General features: G+C 62.3%; 16 protein-coding genes. 12 read left to right on the top strand and 4 right to left on the bottom strand.

Annotated elements, in window-relative coordinates; genetic code table 11:
- Positions 1 to 391: 391 nt before the first annotated feature.
- Positions 392 to 1,510, bottom strand: a complete 1,119-nt coding sequence (locus FQ705_RS25540; protein WP_186307989.1) for an AI-2E family transporter — start codon at positions 1,508 to 1,510, stop codon at positions 392 to 394.
- A gap of 271 nt (positions 1,511 to 1,781) precedes the next feature.
- Here FQ705_RS25540 and FQ705_RS25535 point away from each other — a divergent pair, with 271 nt between their 5' ends.
- The 4 genes from FQ705_RS25535 to FQ705_RS25520 all read left to right on the top strand — a co-directional run bounded on the left by FQ705_RS25535 (position 1,782) and on the right by FQ705_RS25520 (position 5,694).
- Positions 1,782 to 2,996, top strand: coding sequence for a DUF2863 family protein (locus FQ705_RS25535; protein ID WP_144145743.1), 1,215 nt, complete (start codon positions 1,782 to 1,784; stop codon positions 2,994 to 2,996).
- 216 nt (positions 2,997 to 3,212) lie between these two features.
- The gene (locus FQ705_RS25530; RefSeq protein WP_144145741.1) at positions 3,213 to 4,091 is read left to right on the top strand and encodes a response regulator transcription factor; all 879 of its coding nucleotides are present in this window, start codon (positions 3,213 to 3,215) and stop codon (positions 4,089 to 4,091) included.
- Positions 4,092 to 4,200: 109 nt separating this feature from the next.
- Positions 4,201 to 4,875 carry an energy-coupling factor ABC transporter permease gene (locus FQ705_RS25525; protein ID WP_144145801.1) on the top strand — a complete coding sequence of 225 codons (675 nt, stop codon included), beginning with the start codon at positions 4,201 to 4,203 and terminating at the stop codon, positions 4,873 to 4,875.
- Between the two features lie 168 nt (positions 4,876 to 5,043).
- Positions 5,044 to 5,694, top strand: a complete 651-nt coding sequence (locus tag FQ705_RS25520) for a BspC domain-containing protein (RefSeq protein WP_144145739.1) — start codon at positions 5,044 to 5,046, stop codon at positions 5,692 to 5,694.
- Positions 5,695 to 5,826: 132 nt separating this feature from the next.
- Here FQ705_RS25520 and FQ705_RS25515 read toward each other — a convergent pair whose 3' ends face one another.
- Both FQ705_RS25515 and yaaA read right to left on the bottom strand, forming a co-directional pair.
- Positions 5,827 to 6,981: a carboxypeptidase family protein gene (locus tag FQ705_RS25515; RefSeq protein ID WP_144145737.1), complete on the bottom strand. Its 1,155-nt coding sequence runs from the start codon at positions 6,979 to 6,981 to the stop codon at positions 5,827 to 5,829.
- Between the two features lie 35 nt (positions 6,982 to 7,016).
- Positions 7,017 to 7,799, bottom strand: coding sequence for a peroxide stress protein YaaA (gene yaaA / locus FQ705_RS25510; RefSeq protein WP_144145735.1), 783 nt, complete (start codon positions 7,797 to 7,799; stop codon positions 7,017 to 7,019).
- A gap of 57 nt (positions 7,800 to 7,856) precedes the next feature.
- Here yaaA and FQ705_RS25505 point away from each other — a divergent pair, with 57 nt between their 5' ends.
- Both FQ705_RS25505 and FQ705_RS25500 read left to right on the top strand, forming a co-directional pair.
- Positions 7,857 to 8,354 carry a putative toxin-antitoxin system toxin component, PIN family gene (locus tag FQ705_RS25505; protein WP_144145733.1) on the top strand — a complete coding sequence of 166 codons (498 nt, stop codon included), beginning with the start codon at positions 7,857 to 7,859 and terminating at the stop codon, positions 8,352 to 8,354.
- Between the two features lie 145 nt (positions 8,355 to 8,499).
- The gene (locus FQ705_RS25500; protein ID WP_144145731.1) at positions 8,500 to 9,672 is read left to right on the top strand and encodes a pyridoxal phosphate-dependent aminotransferase; all 1,173 of its coding nucleotides are present in this window, start codon (positions 8,500 to 8,502) and stop codon (positions 9,670 to 9,672) included.
- 106 nt (positions 9,673 to 9,778) lie between these two features.
- On the opposite strand, the gene FQ705_RS25495 is transcribed toward FQ705_RS25500, so the two are convergent.
- Positions 9,779 to 10,426: a glutathione S-transferase gene (locus tag FQ705_RS25495; RefSeq protein ID WP_144145729.1), complete on the bottom strand. Its 648-nt coding sequence runs from the start codon at positions 10,424 to 10,426 to the stop codon at positions 9,779 to 9,781.
- Positions 10,427 to 10,552: 126 nt separating this feature from the next.
- Here FQ705_RS25495 and FQ705_RS25490 point away from each other — a divergent pair, with 126 nt between their 5' ends.
- The 6 genes from FQ705_RS25490 to FQ705_RS25465 all read left to right on the top strand — a co-directional run bounded on the left by FQ705_RS25490 (position 10,553) and on the right by FQ705_RS25465 (position 16,901).
- Positions 10,553 to 12,109 (top strand): 3-hydroxyacyl-CoA dehydrogenase, encoded by a 1,557-nt coding sequence (locus FQ705_RS25490; protein WP_144145727.1) that lies wholly within the window; start codon positions 10,553 to 10,555, stop codon positions 12,107 to 12,109.
- Positions 12,106 to 12,894 (top strand): oxepin-CoA hydrolase, alternative type, encoded by a 789-nt coding sequence (locus FQ705_RS25485; RefSeq protein WP_144145725.1) that lies wholly within the window; start codon positions 12,106 to 12,108, stop codon positions 12,892 to 12,894. Before FQ705_RS25490 ends, FQ705_RS25485 begins: the two co-directional genes overlap by 4 nt.
- Before the next feature lie 11 nt (positions 12,895 to 12,905).
- Positions 12,906 to 13,622, top strand: coding sequence for a histidine phosphatase family protein (locus FQ705_RS25480; RefSeq protein WP_144145799.1), 717 nt, complete (start codon positions 12,906 to 12,908; stop codon positions 13,620 to 13,622).
- Positions 13,623 to 13,641: 19 nt separating this feature from the next.
- Positions 13,642 to 14,748, top strand: a complete 1,107-nt coding sequence (locus FQ705_RS25475; protein WP_144145723.1) for a phosphotransferase — start codon at positions 13,642 to 13,644, stop codon at positions 14,746 to 14,748.
- A 53-nt stretch (positions 14,749 to 14,801) separates the two neighbouring features.
- On the top strand, positions 14,802 to 16,061 hold the full coding sequence (locus tag FQ705_RS25470) for an acyl-CoA dehydrogenase family protein (RefSeq protein WP_144145721.1): 1,260 nt from the start codon (positions 14,802 to 14,804) through the stop codon (positions 16,059 to 16,061).
- A 138-nt stretch (positions 16,062 to 16,199) separates the two neighbouring features.
- On the top strand, positions 16,200 to 16,901 hold the full coding sequence (locus FQ705_RS25465) for a glutathione binding-like protein (protein WP_144145719.1): 702 nt from the start codon (positions 16,200 to 16,202) through the stop codon (positions 16,899 to 16,901).
- Positions 16,902 to 16,994 lie beyond the last annotated feature (93 nt).

Raw genomic sequence — 16,994 nt, 5'->3', positions numbered from 1 at the left:
TTTCATTACTGTGTGAGACTTGATACTTCTGCTTTGCGCCAGACCCCGAAGGACCCGGCTCGCATCGCGCATCAAGCGCCCACACTTATCGGCTGTTAATTTTTAAAGATCGAGTACGCATCCACTACCTCACCGGCCACCGCGGCTGCCAACTTCACAACCACCTGTACCGCTTCGTTCTGCGTCGCTGCACTTGCAGCAGAGAAACGAGATTATGAAGAACTTTCGCTTCGTCGTCAACAGGTTTTTTTAACTTCCCAAACCCGTCCAACCCGCTCAAACCCTTGCCATTGCTGGCTCTCCCGCCTCCCCGTGCCCCGGTGTCCGAAGCACGAAAGAGCGAGATTCTAGCGACCCAAACCGGGCCTTGCAAGCGTTATCTGGAATTTATTCAGGGAGTCTCGCTGACGCGGCCCGGGTCCTCGACAACAGGCGCTTTTACATCGGAAGCCAGCGCAGCCCGGGCAGCCGGCGCGCCGATCGTCCAGTCGTGCAGTACGGTGTACGCAACCGCCAGCAGCGTCGGTCCGATGAACACGCCAAGGAAGCCGAAGGCGAACGCGCCGCCGAGTATTCCCAGCATGACCAGGATCAACGGCATATCGCTATTCTTGCCAATGAGGATCGGCTTGATCACATTGTCGGACATGCCGACGACCAGCACGCCCCACACCACCAGAAAGATCGCCCACCCTGTCGCACCGCCGTGATAGAGCCAGATTGCCGCGGGCAACCACACGATCACAGGGCCGCCAGGTATCACCGACAGGAAAAACGTCGCCAGCCCGAGTAACGCCGGCGCCGGCACTCCAGCGATCCAGCAGCCAAAGGCCGCCAGAATCCCTTGCACCAGAGCCGTACCAAGAATCCCATAAACCACGCCTTTGACAGTGCTCCCGGCCAATGCCAACAAATAATCAGCGCGTTCGCCAGCTATGCGCCGCATGCCCGCATTCAGCCACGCGGCGGCTCCTTCCCCGCCTGTGTAGAAAAAGAAAGCGAGCACGATGCTCAGCGCCAGCAGCCCAAGACCATGCGTCACCGCAATCGCGGCGGCCAGAATCCATTTGCCGGCCGGCGCCGCCAGCATGCGCAATTGTGCGATCAGTTCCGAATTGCTACTGGTCAAACGCTCCCAGAACGTTTCGATATTTGCGCCAACCAGCGGAATCCGGCCTACCCACGGCGGCAAGTCCGGCAAGCCGGCCTCGAAGAGCCTCTGCACCAGCGCGACGATGTCGTGAACGTGCGCACCGAACGCAAAGCCCGCATAGACGAAGGGTCCAAGCACCACCACCAGGATGATGAGCACGATCAACGTAGCCGCCCATTTGCGGCGGCCGCCGACCGCCCTTGTCAGCCGCCGGTACAAACCCCACGAGCTATAACTCAGAATTGCGCCCCACAGCAGCGCGGTTGTAAACGGCGCCAGCACGAGCAGCGAGCCGCCTACCAGAATGATGAGGGCGAACACCGCTGCCAGACGTTCGATCAGTTGGTCCGATTTCACAATGAGTCTCCTATTGCGCCAGACCACGGCGGCGAGTGGGCGTACGCCCTTGTCAGGCACCCGAAAGCGGTCAGTATAGAAGCGAGTTGCGTCGCCGGGGGCGTCTTATATTGTCCGGCCAAGTCCCTGCGCGTATCACTCGAAGACCCGCTGCACGGGCCATTTGCCCGTCCGGAAAAAGTCCCGGCTCGTGCGCCATTGCTGACCAAATAATATGACGGCATAGAAAAGACTAGAATATAAGGTTCTGTGCCACCCAATTTCTGGATTTATGCGCTCGCGAATCGCCAAACGTCTCCCCCCCGATGCCGACAAGCTCGTCGGTCTCTCGCTCGCGCTTTTCGCGTCGGGCAGCCGCACCGAGGACCGTTTCTGGGAAGCGAAGCTCGATGCGCTGCTGGCCAAGATCGTCCGCAACGCCAATCAGACAACGCTGGACGCCGCGCTCGACCATCTGCAGCAGAATCATCCCGACGCCTACGGCGCGCTCGCCGACATGGCGGAAACCCATAGCGAGTCGTTCGTCATCGACCACGAAGGCGTGCCATATGAGGCGTTGCTGATCGCCGCACCGGTGCTCGCCTGGACCCGCTACATGATTCCGTCCGGTCCACTCAAGGGCGAGGCGGCCGACTCACTGCGCGCCCATTTGCAGGCACATGTGCTCGCGGCGAACACACGCGTCGCCATGGCCCCGTTCCTGTACAGCATCGACCAGTTGCCGCGCCACCACGTCGAAACCTGGCGCATTGCCCAGCAACTCGCGCAGGCCGCCTTGACCGGGGGCAACGTCAAGCTCAATTTCGGCGAACTGCCGGAAACCTCGCCGATTCTGGCCGACCCGCGTTTTCTGCTGGCCATCGTGGCAGCGCCGGTGGGCGAGCCCACCTTCCGCTGGCAGGAAGAAGAACAAGGCAGCCGGATCGAGCGTGGTCAGTGCCTCGAACAATGGGCGACGCAGGGCGGCGCCAATCTGTCGCTGGTGTTGCCGGGTTGCGAATTCGAGTGCCTGCTGCCGGACGCCTACTACTCGGCCTGTCGCGACGCCGACGAGCGCGTACGCCCTCACACGGTACGCACCGCCGTGCGCTATCTGTTCGACACGATCGGCGCCGCGCCGCAGGAACTGCGCGCGGTCGTCGCGGGCTTCGGCGAGCGTCGAATCGACGAATATCGCGTCGGCTTCACCCGCCGCGGCAGCAATGACGTGATCTATGGCGTCGTGTGGCCGCTATACGGACGAGAGAACGGCGAACCCGGCATCGACGAAGAACCGCAGGAGATCGCCGCGTCGGACGACCCGCTGGAAGAAATCGTCGCGCTCCTCAAGGAAACCGGCGTGACGGATGTGCGTCGTCACTCGGGCCGGTTCGAACCGGAGTATTGCGACGACTGCGGCGTCCCGCTGTATGCGGACCCGCTCGGTGAGATCGTCCATGCCGAGATGCCCGAAGACGCGGAGCCCGCGCAGCCGCACTTCCATTGAGCGCCAGCGCCATCGCGCTACGCTGAGTAAAAAAAGCCCCGCCGCATGCGGGGCTTTTTTTACGTCTTCTTGCGTCACTCCTCTTATGCCTTTTGGCCAGGCCGTCAAAACGAAGGGAATTTGTCATCATAGACAGGACGACGCAGCCTCGTGTGTTCGGCTGATTCGCCGGCCGCACGCATCGCGCCCCCTGCCCCGATTCATCTGGAGACATGCATGCGATTCTCGATACTCAACTCAGACGCGGAACGACGTGATGGAATCAAAGCACTACTGCGACAAATCAACCGGCTTGCGCGGTTTAACGAAGCCCAGGACTGGCGTCAGGTCGAGCGTCCGCTCAAGCGTCAGCGGCCCGATCTGCTGGTGATCGACTGGCAGGACTGGATGTCGGTCGCCGACGTGCGCCATCTGCTCAGTCAATTTCCCGATCTGCGCATTGCCGTGCTAACCGACCTCATCTCCCCGACCGCAGTTCGCGAGTTAATGGACGAAGGCGTGCTCGGCGTCGTGTCGCGCGAGACCGATCCATGTCTGATCGTGCGCGCCTTCGAGATGGTCTTGCTGGGTGGCCACTACGTGCCGGCGGGTGCGTTGGCGCTCAATCCTCCGCTGCCGCCGGACGCCGCCATCCGTCCGTTCGACGAGAAGACTCCGCCGCCGCGCCGCGGCAAAATATCCAACGGACTATCGCCGCGTCAGGAGCAGATCATGCGCTGCGTCCACATGGGCAGCACCAACAAGATGATCGCGCGCACGCTCGGCATCAGCGAGGGCACCGTCAAGATCCATCTGACCAGCATATTCCAGCAACTGGGCGCACCGAATCGCGCCGCCGCCGTCGCGCTGTACAACGGCTGGCTGACCAGCCATCTTCAGGTGCTGCGCATCGGCGCCCAAGTCCCAATGCGGCCGGTGATGGGCCAGGCCGGCGTGGTGCCGCTGCGACGCCGTGCGCCCCGCCGCTTCCAGTATTCGTTGCCGGCTAACGACACGGCCGCCGCGCTCCCGATGGCGGCTGAACCGGGCACGAGCTACGGCGACATCGCGCCGGCCGAGCGCATAGCCGAGCCGAACGCTCCAGGCCCGACGTGAAATCGTCGCTACACGTGTGGTTGACGGCTCCTCATTTCCCGCCGTGTTTATGCCGGCTGGCATGGAATCCGCTCACACCTTTTCTCGTCCAACGAGTAATATGAGACTCATGGGTTTCCTCTACACACCGCTTCCATTCTGGGTCGCTGTCGGTGGCTGGATCGCCACTGCGATAGTGGTCGCGCTCGCGCTGTGGAAAAATCCTTTCAAACGACTTCAGGACGGCACACTACAGCACGTCTGGCTTGCGATCATCGTCGCAGTGTCGGTGCTGTGGGCAAGCAATGCGTGGCTCGATGACGGCACCGTCATGCATCTGCTCGGCGCCACGTTGATCGTGACGCTATTCGACTGGGCGTTGGCGCTGATCGCCATGGCGATCGTCACAGGGCTGGCTGCCGTTGTATTCGATGCCCCGTGGCAGGGCATTGCGCTCACTTTCCTCGTGTACGGTGCGCTACCTGTGGGCATTTCAACGCTCATCCAGCGCGCTAGCATTGCGTGGTTGCCACGCAATCTCTTCATGTTCATCTTCGGTCAAGGTTTTGTCTCGCCCGCGATCGTCGTATCGCTCACGGCTGCTTCGGCGCTCGGCGTTCACATCGCTCTCGCCGACGGCTCCATGACGGTAGTGCCGGTCGGCTACGCATTCAGCGTGCTGCTTCTCGCGACGGGCGAAGCCTGGTTCACGGGCATGTCGACGGCGCTCATTGCGGTCTACCGTCCGGCCTGGGTCACCACATACGATGTGCGGCGATATCGACTGGGTGGACCACGCACCTGATTCCCGTTCGACATCTAACGCGATTTGCCGGTTACTCAACGTCTTGTCAAACGACCGCGTTCGAGTTAGCACATCACGACAGGACAAAATATTTGTGTCAGGATTGAACTCCACCCTCCTGCCGTGCATCTTACGTGCCTCATGTCTCACTTGCGCCTAAAGAACTAGATGGATCGCACCAACGTACCGCGCCGATTGCTGCGGTTAGTCGGCCGGTTGGCAACATGTGCAGCGACTGCGTCGCTCCTGTGCACTGCCCCCGCATTCGCCGATCAACTCGAACAGCACAACGATCTCGTCAACAAATTTGTCAATGACATGCATGCGGACCCGCTCGTCGCGGATTGCGCGGCTCACGGCAATTTTGTCGCCAGCACCTCGACGGCTTTCGACCACGTCGAGTTTCCTCCCAGCTCTTTCGACAGCGCGCACGCGGCGGTCACGCCATGGAACGACTCGTTCGACGAGGGCAAGCAGCGCGTCAAGGTGGACAACATCGTCACCGTCGAAGGACTCGGCATCCGTCAAAGCGGCAGCGGCGATCCGGCCGATCTGAAATTCCGTTGCGGCTACGTTGGCGCTCAGATGCTGGCGTTCAGCTGGAACGATCCCGTGCCGCCGGCGCGTGCACGCAGTGGCGAACCGTCGGGGTCGGGTGTTTCGTCGGGCAAGCACAAAGGCGGCAAAGGCAAACACGCGCCGAGCGGCAAGAGTTCGAAAAAAGCGACGACGAAATCTTCCAAATCGAGTTCGGGCAAATCGTCGCGAGCAACCTCGAGCAAATCGGCCAGGAAGACGGTAACCAAGACAGCTCATTGAGCAGCCAGACATGCGGCGCATCGGCAAGTCACGGCGCCGCCGGTCACATCAAACGCCTAAACAAAAACGGGGCACCCACTTCAACATGGGTGCCCCGTTCTTTCATTGGGCAACGCCTCGGCCTTCAGTGCCTCAGGCAAACGTCTCCACGTGCTGCAAGATCGCTTGCAACATGGCCGCGCCGAGCGAAGCGCTGCGCTCGCCATTCCAGCCCACTCGCTCGTCAGGCAAATTGGCGTTGTCCTTGAACGGCATTTCCAGCGTCAACGACAAACAGCCAAACTCATTGCCAATATATTTCGACGCCAGCTTCAGCGCGTCTTCCCGATACTTGCTCGCGGCATAGCCGAACTTGTCCTGGAAGTCGGGACTTGCCTGCTTGAACGCCTCGATGAACGCCTTCTGCTCCTCACCTTGCCGTTCGGTGAAGCCCGGTAGCATTTCGGAGCCGGCCACGAACACGTAGGGGAGCGCCTCGTCGCCGTGGATGTCGAAGAACAGGTCGCAACCCACCGCGTGAATCGCATCGCGCACCACCCGCACCTCGGGGCTGCGCGCGGCGTCCGGCTCCATCCACTCGCGATTCAGGTTCGCGCCGGCCGCATTGGTGCGCAGATTGCCGTGCACGCTACCGTCCGGATTCATATTCGGCACGATATAGAAAACGGCGTGATCGTAGAGCTTGCGCGCCACCGGGTCGCCGGCCCAATCGCCCCAGCCGGCCAGACGCTTCACGAGCCCTTCGATAAACCATTCGGCCATCGTTTCGCCCGGATGCTGACGCGCGATGAGCCAGATCTTCTTCTTGGGCGTGTCGCCAGTTTGCGGCGTGCCGAGCGTGAGCAGCGACATCGGCCGGCCTTCGACGGTCGTGCCCAATTCCGTCAGCGCTGCCTGCGGCAACTGCTGCACCGCGCCGAGAAATTCCGCATGACGCTCCTCGCTATACGGCTCGAAATACGCGTAGTACACGCTGTCGAAATCCGGCGTGTGGTCGATGACCATCACGCGGCCGTCATAGGACGTGGGCACACGGAACCAGTTCACGCGGTCGTAGCTCGCCACCGCCTGATAGTCGCGCCAGCCTTCGGCAAACGCGCATGCCGCCGCGTTCTCGAAGGTCATCACACAGCGTTCGTCCGCCGCGCCCGACAGGCGGAAATAGAACCACTGCGCGAAATCCGCGTGACTGTCCGGTCGCACGCGCAAACGGATATTGCCCGCGTCTTCGCAGGACAGCACTTCGATTGCGCCCGCGTCGAAATTGCTCGTAATCGATAACGTCATGATGTTCTTCCCTGCTCGTGTGCGCGGCGAAACGCTTATTCAGCGACGCGGCGACGGAATACGTAAGTGGAATCGTTCGAAGCCTCCGCGTCGAAGGCATAGCCTTCGGCGTCGAAGTCCTTCAATTGCTCGGGCTTGTCGAGGCGATTTTCGACGGCGTAGCGCGCCATCAGACCGCGCGCGCGTTTCGCATGAAAGCTGATGATCTTGTAGCGGCCGCCCTTCCAGTCTTCGAACACCGGCGTGACGATCGGAGCGTCGAGCAGCTTCGGCTTGACCGACTTGAAATACTCGCCCGATGCGCAGTTCACCAGCACGCGCGAAGCCACGGTGTTCTTTTTGAACTGGGCGTTCAAAGCCTGCGTGATCCGCTCGCCCCAGAACGCGTACAGATCCTTGCCACGCGGATTGGCGAAACGCGTACCCATTTCGAGCCGGTACGGTTGCAGCAGATCGAGCGGACGCAGGAGACCATACAGGCCCGAGAGCACGCGCACATGGTTCTGCGCATAGTCGAGATCGGCGGAAGACAAGGACTTCGCGTCGAAGCCTTCATACACGTCGCCATTGAACGCGAGCACCGCCTGCTTGGCGTTGTGCGTGTCGAAGCTCGGCGACCAGTCGGCGTAGCGCTGGAAATTGAGGTGCGCGAGCTGATCCGAGATATCCATCAGCGAGGCGATCTGTTGCGGCGACAAACGGCGCAATCCGCCGATCAATTCCGCTGCGTCGTCGACGAAAGCGGGGATCGTGTGCTTTTTGACGTGCGGGGGGGTTTCGTAGTCGAGCGATTTCGCCGGCGACAGAACGATTATCATAGAGGCTTGCAGGCACGCCGTGCCTGGCGGTCAAAGACGAAAGCCAGATTGTAACGAATGCCCGGTACCCATGCCTCACACGACGCTTTGCGCGTCGTCCTCGATTCCAATGTGTGGATCGATATTCTCGTGTTCGACGACCCGCACACGCGGCCAATCCTTGCCGCGCTCGAAAGCGGTGCGCTGGTCGCGCTGATCGACGCGCGCTGCCTCGCCGAACTCACCTACGTGCTGGACTATCCGCAGTTCGTGCATCGCAATGTGGATAAGGCCGCCGCGCTGGCGGTAGTCGCGCGGCTCGCGCAACGGGTCGAACCGGCCGCGCCGGCGGAAGACGCGAAGCCCTTGCCCAAATGCAAAGACCGCGACGACCAGAAGTTTCTCGAACTCGCGCACGCCGTGCGGGCAGACTGGCTCGTGTCGAAAGATCGCGCTGTGTTGAAGCTAGCCAGACGGATCGCGCGCGATTTCGGCTTTCAGATTGCCCAGCCTGCGCCGTTCGTCGCTTCGATCAACGCCACGCTGAGCGCGGCCGACGAGCCGGCGCCCGTTTGATCGTGTCACTCTGCCTTGGCCGGATGGCCAGCCAGAGCGATGTAGCGCCCCAATGGCTCCGTGATTCCCTACAATCAGGTTTCGCCGGTTTCAAACGACGCCGCGCCGAGCCTACCCGTCAACTTGCCCCGCTTCGGACCGCGCCATGAATGCACCGCACGACACGCCCATGACTCCCACGTTTCCGTCTCGCCTGCCGAACGTCGGCACGACGATTTTCAGCGTGATGAGCGCGCTCGCCGCCGAGAAAGGCGCCGTGAACCTGGGCCAGGGCTTTCCCGATTTCGCGTGCGATCCGCGCATTGTCGATGCCGTCGCGAAAGCCATGCGCGACGGCCACAACCAATACCCGCCGATGGCGGGCGCAGCACCCTTGCGTCAGGCCATTTCGGACAAGATCGCCAACCTGTATGGGCGCCGTTACGACGTCAACACTGAAATCACCGTCACGGCAGGCGCCACGCAAGCGCTCCTGACCACGATCCTGTGCACCGTCCACCCCGGCGACGAAGTGATCGTGATCGAGCCAACCTACGACAGCTACCTGCCGTCGATCGAACTGGCCGGCGGCAAGCCCGTGTTCGTCACGCTCGAGGCGCCCGACTACGCGATTCCGTTCGACAGGCTCGCGGCCGCGATCACGCCGAAAACGCGGCTCATCATGATCAACACGCCGCACAATCCGACCGGCACGGTCTGGCGCGCCGAAGACATGCGCAAGCTCGAGGACATCGTGCGCGGCACCAATGTGCTGATCCTCTCGGACGAAGTGTATGAACACATGGTCTACGACGGCGCACCGCACGAGAGCATGGCGCGCTATCCGGAGTTGGCGCAGCGCAGTTTCGTGGTGTCGAGCTTCGGCAAGACCTATCACGTGACGGGCTGGAAAGTCGGCTACGTGGCCGCACCCGCCGCGCTCACCGCCGAATTCCGCAAGGTGCATCAGTTCAACGTCTTCACGGTCAATACGCCGATGCAGATCGGCCTCGCCGACTACATGCAAGACCCGGCGCCGTACCTCGACCTGCCCGCTTTCTATCAGAAGAAGCGCGACTTCTTCCGCGCCGGTCTCGCCGACTCGCGATTCAAGTTGCTGCCGTGCACGGGCACCTACTTCCAGTGTGTCGATTATTCGGCCATCAGCGACCTGCCGGAAGGCGAGTTCGCGCAGTGGCTCACCGGCGAAGTCGGCGTCGCGGCGATTCCCGTGTCGGCGTTCTATCACGAGGCGCACGAGTCGGGTGTGGTGCGCTTCTGCTTTGCCAAGCAGGAAAGCACCCTGGCCACCGCGCTCGAGCGGTTGGCGCGACTCTAAAAGATTCTGCGCGATGTTGCGAATGAACCCACGTTCCTCGCCGTCGCGCGCTGCTGCCAAGACGTGCGTTGCACGCCTTGGCACGCTCTCTCCAAGGCAACGCCGCTCAAGCCGCGCGCGATGCCGCGACATACGCCTTGCGGTCTTCGGTCACGCGCTGTGCGGCCGGCCGGTCGTTAATGGCCTTCAGGTAGCGCTTCCAGTCGACGCCCGCGTCGAGCAGGAAATCGCGGCCGTAGATGGCCTGGGTCGCCATGCCCACCAGCGGCAAGCTCACGTACCCTGCCGCGTCGGCGATGCTGAAACTTTCGCCGCGCAAATACGGCTCGAACTTCGCAATCCGCTTGAAGCCGGCAATATGATGTACGAGCAGTTTCTCGACTCGCCCTTTAGTCGCATCGGTCACCGTGCCGCCGAAAAACGCTTCCTTATAGAGATTGCGCGCGGTCAGTTCGAGATGCACGTCGACGAACATGATCAACTCACGCTCCTTGGCCGCTTGCCACGGATCGGCGGAGAAAATTCCCTTCTCGGGAAAGCGCGCGGCGAGATACTCGACGATGCATTGCGACTCGCACAGATCGCCCTCTTCGGTTTGCAGGTAGGGCACTTTGCCGAGCGGCGAATGCTCGAGCATGGACTCTTCCTGACTCGGCACCACGGAGACTTCCTCGAACGGAATACCATGTTCGAGCAGCACGAACTTCACTTTGTTGTAATAGTTCGAGAGCGCGAAACCGCACAGCTTGATCATCGGGTGTCTCCTTCCTTCGGGTTGTGTGAGCCCGCGCGTCGGCGTCGAAACGGCGGCCTTCGTTCAATCATCCAGTAAATTGCACGATCGTGCTATTCTAAAAAAACCATGGAGTCGAGCATCACAATGACCTCTCGCAATTTCAGTATCGAGACTATCGGCATTGTCGGAACCGGAGCAATGGGCCGGGGCATTGCGCAGATCGCCGCATTGGCGGGCCTGAGCGTGCGTCTATACGACACCAACCCCACGGCGATCGGCGCCGCGCGCGACTACCTCGCCGAGACTTTCGCCAAATTGACGGCCAAAGGCAAGCTCGATCAGGCCCGCTCGCTCGCCGCACTGGCTAATGTGAGCGGCGCGCAAAGCATTGCCGACCTCGCCGGCTGCGATCTCGTCATCGAAGCGATCGTCGAGAAGCTCGATGTCAAGCAAGCCTTGTTCCGTGAGCTCGAAACGGTCGTGAGCGGACGCTGCGTGCTGGCGTCCAACACCTCGTCGCTATCGATCACGGCCATTGCCGCCGGTTGCACCGACCCCTCGCGCGTGGTCGGTTACCACTTCTTCAATCCAGTGCCGTTGATGAAAGTCGTCGAAGTCATCGACGGTTTGCGCAGCGACCCCGCAGCGGGCGACGCGTTGATGGCGCTCGCGCGTCGCATGGGCCACACGCCGGTGCGCGCGAAAGACATGCCGGGTTTCATCGTGAATCACGCGGGCCGCGGCATGAACACCGAGGGCTTGCGCATAGCGGGCGAAGGCGTGGCGAGCTTCGCGGACATCGACCGCATCATGCGCGAACAGGCAGGCTTTCGTCTCGGCCCGTTCGAACTACTCGACCTGACCGCGCTAGACGTCTCGCATCCGGTAATGGAATCGATCTATCACCAGTTCTACGAGGAACCCCGCTTCACGCCCTCGCCCATTACCGGCACGCGGCTCGCGGGCGGACTGCTCGGACGCAAGACCGGTGAAGGTTTCTATCGCTACGAGGACGGCAAGCAACAGGTGAGCGCCGAAGCGCCCGCGCCGACCGACTTGCCCAAAGCCGTCTGGATCAGCAAGCGCTATCCGCAAGCTCGTGAAGCCGTCGCACAACTCGCGACCCAGGCCGGCGTGACGCTCGACGAAGGCGTGACGCCCGCCGCGGATTCGCTGATCGTCGTCACCCCCTTTGGTCACGATGCAACCACCGCCGCAGTGGACGAAGCACTCGACGCGAGCCGCGTCGTCGCCGTCGACACGCTCTTCCCGCTCGTCGGCGCGCGGCGCCGCACGCTCATGACCACGCCCGCCACCACGCGCGCCGCGCGCGACACCGCGCATGCGCTGCTCGCCGCCGATGGCGTGCCGGTCACGGTGATCCGCGACTCGACCGGCTTCGTCGCCCAACGGGTGGTGGCGACGATCGTCAACATCGGCTGCGACATCGCCCAGAAACAGATCGCGACGCCCGCGGATATCGATCTCGCCGTGACGCTCGGCCTCGGTTATCCGCGCGGGCCGCTCGCATTGGGCGATGCGCTCGGCGCGACGACCATCCTCACGATTCTGCGCAACCTGTCCAGCGTGCTCGGCGAGCCGCGCTACCGTCCGTCGCCGTGGCTGGCGCGGCGCGCGCAATTGGGCCTGTCGCTGACACAAGGCGACGCCGCCGACATTCAAACGGAGACGCAACAATGAGCGCCGAACTGCTGACCTCGCGCCCCACCGACAGCGAATCGACGCTGGTTCTCACCCTGTCGAACCCAGGCGCGCGCAATGCGCTGCATCCCGACATGTACGCCGCCGGCATCGAGGCGCTCGATTCGGTGGAACGCGATCCGTCGATTCGCGCCGTCGTGATTACCGGTGCGGACAACTTCTTCTGCGCCGGCGGCAATCTGAACCGGCTGCTCGAAAACCGTGCGAAGGATCCGTCGGTGCAAGCCGACAGCATCGATCTGCTGGGCGAGTGGATTTCGGCACTGCGGCTCTCGTCAAAACCGGTGATCGCAGCCGTCGACGGCGCAGCCGCCGGCGCGGGCTTCTCGCTGGCACTCGCGTGCGACCTGATCGTGGCCGCTGAAGACGCCAAATTCGTCATGTCCTACGCCCGCGTCGGCCTTACGCCGGACGGCGGCGGCTCGTGGTTTCTCGCTCAAGCCTTGCCGCGCCAACTGGCCACCGAGGTGCTGATCGAAGGCAAACCGATCGGCGCCGCGCGCCTGCATGAACTCGGCGTGGTCAACAAGCTGGCCAAAACCGGCGCCGTGCGCGACGCCGCCGTTGCATGGGCCGACGAACTCGGCAAGATTTCGCCCAATTCGGTCGCGCGCATCAAGGGGCTGATCGGCGCTGCCGGTGCGCAGCCGCTCGCAGCGCATCTGATCGACGAGCGCGACAGCTTCGTCGCTTCGCTGCATCATCGTGAAGGCCTCGAAGGGATTTCCGCATTCCTCGAGAAACGCGCGCCAATCTATAAGTGACCCTGCGAACAATGGCCGCCTATCAATTGCCCAAACGCCGCCGCATCTATTTGATGCGTCACGGCGACGTCACGTACTTCGACGACTCGGGCCGCGCAATCGACCCGGAAACCGTGCCGTTGAATGCCAACGGCCGCGAGCAGGCCAGCGCCGCGGGTCGTGTGTTCGCCGAACAACAGATCCGCTTCGACCGGGTGATCGTGAGCGGACTGCCGCGTACGGTCGAAACGGCCACGCGCGTTCTGGCGGAAACAAGCCAGCGGATCGAGCTAGAAATCGAGCCGGCCTGGCAGGAAATTCGCGGCGGCAAGCTTGGCAATATCCCGCCACAGGACATCGAAGCGGCTTTTCTCGGCGTGTTCGACGGCATCGTCCCGGAAAGCATGCGCTTTCTCGACGGCGAGACGATCGGCGCCTTGTTCGACCGCGTGCTGCCCGCGTTGGCGAAACTGCGCGAGGACGCCTCGTGGGACACGACGCTGCTCGTTCTGCACGGCGGCGTGAATCGCGCGATCCTGTCGCATGCGCTCACGGCCGGCGGTCGCACGTTCTTCGGCCATCTGGCGCAAGCTACCGGCTGCATCAATGCGCTCGACGTCGGCGCCGCGCCGCGCGACTGGGTGCTACGCAGTATCAATTATTCGCCACCCTCGCCGCTGCACCGCGACGTTCGGAACACCACGATGGAAATGCTCTACGCACAATTCGTTCAATACAAGCGTAGTTGAACCGAAATGGAGGAGACACATGGTGCAAGCCACACAGAGCGGCGAACCAGGACGCAAAGCGGATTTTTCCGCGTTCGAGGGCACGCGCCCGGTCGGCGACCGGCAGCGCTTCGACAACGAGGCGCTCGCCGCCTGGATGTCGAAGCACGTCGAGGGCTTCTCCGGTGAGCTCAGCGTCGAACAGTTCGCCGGCGGCCAGTCGAATCCCACCTTCAAACTGACCACGCCGTCGCGCGCCTATGTGATGCGCGCCAAACCCGGTCCGGTGGCCAGGCTGCTGCCTTCGGCGCATGCCATCGAACGGGAATACCGCGTGATGGATGCGCTCGCCGACACCGGCGTGCCGGTCGCGAAAATGCTCGCACTATGCGAGGACGAAAGCGTGATTGGCCGTGCGTTCTTCGTGATGGAGTTCGTCGACGGCCGTGTGCTGTGGGATCAATCGCTGCCCGGTATGAGCCGAGCCGAACGCGCGGCCGTCTATGACGAAATGAATCGCGTGATCGCCGCGCTGCACAGCGTCGACGTGGCGGCCGCCGGCCTCGCCGACTACGGCAAACCCGGCAACTACTTCGCCCGCCAGATCGGCCGCTGGAGCAAACAATATCTTGCCTCCGAAACCGAGCCGATCGACGCGATGCAGCGGCTGATCGAATGGTTGCCCGAACACATGCCGGCCGATACCAGCGTGCGCAACTCGGTCGTGCATGGCGACTATCGGCTCGACAACCTGATCTTTCATCCCACCGAACCCAAGGTGCTCGCGGTGCTCGACTGGGAATTGTCGACGCTCGGCGATCCGCGCGCCGATTTCGCCTATCACTGCATGGCGTGGCATGTCGAACCCGGCCAGTTCCGCGGCATTGCCGGACTGGATTGGGCGGCGCTCGGCATCCCCGACGAGAACGAATACGTCGCACGTTATTGCGAGCGAACCGGCCTGGAAATCTCGGGCGACTGGAACTTCTATCTGGCCTACAACATGTTCCGCATCGCGGCGATCCTGCAGGGGATCATGAAACGCGTCGTCGACGGCACGGCGGCCAGCGCCCAGGCGCTCGATGCAGGGCGTCGTGCAAGGCCGATGGCCGAACTCGCCTGGCACTACGCGCAAAAAGTGCACTGACAGAATTCGTAGGCTGGAGAGTCGTCCGTTATCCGCAATTCCCGAGGTCATACATGAATTTTGATTACACCCCGAAGGTTCAGGCACTGCGCGAAAAACTGCTCACCTTCTTCGACGAGCACATTTATCCCAACGAACAGGCGTTCTACGCCGAGATCGCGCGCAATCGCCAGAACGGCAACGCCTGGGTGCCGACCGAATTGATCGAACAACTCAAACACAAGGCGCGCGACGCCGGTTTGTGGAATCTGTTCCTGCCTGAATCCGTGCGCGGCGCGGGCCTGACGAATCTCGAATACGCGCCGCTGTGCGAAATCATGGGACGCGTGCCATGGGCCCCGGAAGTGTTCAACTGCAACGCGCCCGACACCGGCAACATGGAAACAATCGAGCGTTATGGCAGCGAGGAAAACAAACGCGAGTGGCTCGAGCCGCTGCTGCAAGGACAGATCCGCTCGGCGTTCCTGATGACGGAGCCGGAAGTGGCGTCGTCGGACGCGACCAATATCCAGACGAGCATCGTGCGCGACGGCGACTACTACGTGATCAACGGTCACAAGTGGTGGTCCTCGGGCGCGGGAGATCCGCGCTGCAAGATCTACATCGTGATGGGCAAGACCGATCCCGAAGCGCCGCGTCATCAGCAGCAATCGATGATTCTGGTCCCCGCCGACGCAACCGGCATCATCGTGCGCCGGCCGCTTTCCGTCTTCGGTTATGACGACGCCCCGCACGGCCACATGGAAATCACACTCGAGAACGTGCGCGTGCCGGTCGGCAACATGCTGCTCGGCGAAGGCCGCGGCTTCGAGATCGCGCAAGGCCGACTCGGACCGGGTCGCATCCATCACTGCATGCGCTTGATCGGCCTCGCCGAGCGTGCACTGGAACTGATGTCGAAACGCTCGTTGCAACGCGTGGCTTTCGGCAAACCCATCGCCGCACAAGGCGTCACGCAGGAGCGCATCGCCGAGGCGCGTTGCATGATCGAACAAGCTCGCCTGCTCACGCTGAAAACTGCCTACATGATGGATACGGTCGGCAACAAGGGCGCGCGCGGTGAGATTGCGATGATCAAGGTGGTCGCGCCGAACATGGCGTGTCAGGTGATCGACTGGGCGATTCAGGCGCACGGCGGCGGTGGCGTCAGCGACGATTTCCCGCTGGCGTATGCCTATGCATCTGCGCGAACGCTGCGCTTTGCAGACGGTCCCGACGAAGTGCACCGCAATGCGATCGCCAAGCTCGAACTGGCGCGCTATCGGGATGCGGGCGCCGCAGATCGCGCGGAAACGCCGATCACGCGCGCTTGAGGACGCTGCGCTCGTTAGCATTCAGGCGTCACCGGGCGGCTCGGGTCATCGTCAGCAGCATTGCGCGATCTATGCTTTAATTTTCGTCTGCTACGGCGCCCTTTTTTGCGGCGCCGCTTTCACGAAAAAGGAACCAGGATGATCGACGTTTATAGCTGGGCGACCCCGAACGGCCACAAGGTTCACATCATGCTCGAGGAGACGGGCCTCGCGTACACCGCACATGCCGTGGATATCGGCGCAGGCGACCAGTTCAAGCCCGAATTCCTCGCCATCAGCCCCAACAATAAAATCCCGGCGATCGTCGATTCCGAGGGTCCCAAAGGGACCGACGGCCAGCCGTTTGCCCTGTTCGAATCAGGCGCAATCCTGTTGTATCTCGCGGAGAAGACCGGCAAGTTTCTGCCCACCGATCCGGCGACACGCTATTCCGTGCTGCAATGGCTGATGTTCCAGATGGGCGGTCTGGGTCCGATGCTCGGCCAGACTCACCACTTCCGCATTTACGCGCCGGAACCGATCGAATACGCAATCAACCGCTACACGAACGAGACGCGGCGGCTTTACGGCGTGATGAATGCGCAACTCGGCAAAACGGCGTACCTCGCAGGCGACGACTACACGATTGCCGACATCGCCGCCTTTCCGTGGACGCGCTCGTGGCAAAACCAGGGTGTCGAACTGGATGCGTTTCCGAACGTGAAGCGCTGGCATGAAGAAATCGCGGCGCGTCCGGCCGTGGTGCGCGGTGTGGATGTGCTGGCATCCGCGCGCAAACCGCTGATGGACGACAAGGCCAAGGAAATGCTGTTCGGCGCGACGCAATACGCAAAACGGTAATTTCATTACGGCGGCTGGTAGGCGTTGGTACGCACTCGCATCGGCAGAAAATGAAAAGCGCGATCCGGCATTCATGCCGTTCGCGCTTTTTGC

Source organism: Paraburkholderia sp. BCC1884 (assembly GCF_900996225.1).
GTDB lineage: Bacteria > Pseudomonadota > Gammaproteobacteria > Burkholderiales > Burkholderiaceae > Paraburkholderia.
The sequence above is the reverse complement of the archived record's forward strand: the minus strand, read 5'-3'. Positions and strand labels throughout refer to the sequence as shown.

Bases quoted from the DNA above. Each gene is read 5' to 3' on its own strand.
- FQ705_RS25515 (WP_144145737.1), bottom strand. From the start codon at position 6,981: ATGACGTTATCGATTACGAGCAATTTCGACGCGGGCGCAATCGAAGTG.
- FQ705_RS25485 (WP_144145725.1), top strand. From the start codon at position 12,106: ATGAGCGCCGAACTGCTGACCTCGCGCCCCACCGACAGCGAATCGACG.
- FQ705_RS25500 (WP_144145731.1), top strand. From the start codon at position 8,500: ATGAATGCACCGCACGACACGCCCATGACTCCCACGTTTCCGTCTCGC.
- FQ705_RS25480 (WP_144145799.1), top strand. From the start codon at position 12,906: ATGGCCGCCTATCAATTGCCCAAACGCCGCCGCATCTATTTGATGCGT.
- FQ705_RS25530 (WP_144145741.1), top strand. From the start codon at position 3,213: ATGCGATTCTCGATACTCAACTCAGACGCGGAACGACGTGATGGAATC.
- FQ705_RS25475 (WP_144145723.1), top strand. From the start codon at position 13,642: ATGGTGCAAGCCACACAGAGCGGCGAACCAGGACGCAAAGCGGATTTT.
- FQ705_RS25495 (WP_144145729.1), bottom strand. From the start codon at position 10,426: ATGATCAAGCTGTGCGGTTTCGCGCTCTCGAACTATTACAACAAAGTG.
- FQ705_RS25470 (WP_144145721.1), top strand. From the start codon at position 14,802: ATGAATTTTGATTACACCCCGAAGGTTCAGGCACTGCGCGAAAAACTG.
- FQ705_RS25525 (WP_144145801.1), top strand. From the start codon at position 4,201: ATGGGTTTCCTCTACACACCGCTTCCATTCTGGGTCGCTGTCGGTGGC.
- FQ705_RS25490 (WP_144145727.1), top strand. From the start codon at position 10,553: ATGACCTCTCGCAATTTCAGTATCGAGACTATCGGCATTGTCGGAACC.
- FQ705_RS25505 (WP_144145733.1), top strand. From the start codon at position 7,857: ATGCCCGGTACCCATGCCTCACACGACGCTTTGCGCGTCGTCCTCGAT.
- yaaA (WP_144145735.1), bottom strand. From the start codon at position 7,799: ATGATAATCGTTCTGTCGCCGGCGAAATCGCTCGACTACGAAACCCCC.
- FQ705_RS25465 (WP_144145719.1), top strand. From the start codon at position 16,200: ATGATCGACGTTTATAGCTGGGCGACCCCGAACGGCCACAAGGTTCAC.
- FQ705_RS25535 (WP_144145743.1), top strand. From the start codon at position 1,782: ATGCGCTCGCGAATCGCCAAACGTCTCCCCCCCGATGCCGACAAGCTC.
- FQ705_RS25520 (WP_144145739.1), top strand. From the start codon at position 5,044: ATGGATCGCACCAACGTACCGCGCCGATTGCTGCGGTTAGTCGGCCGG.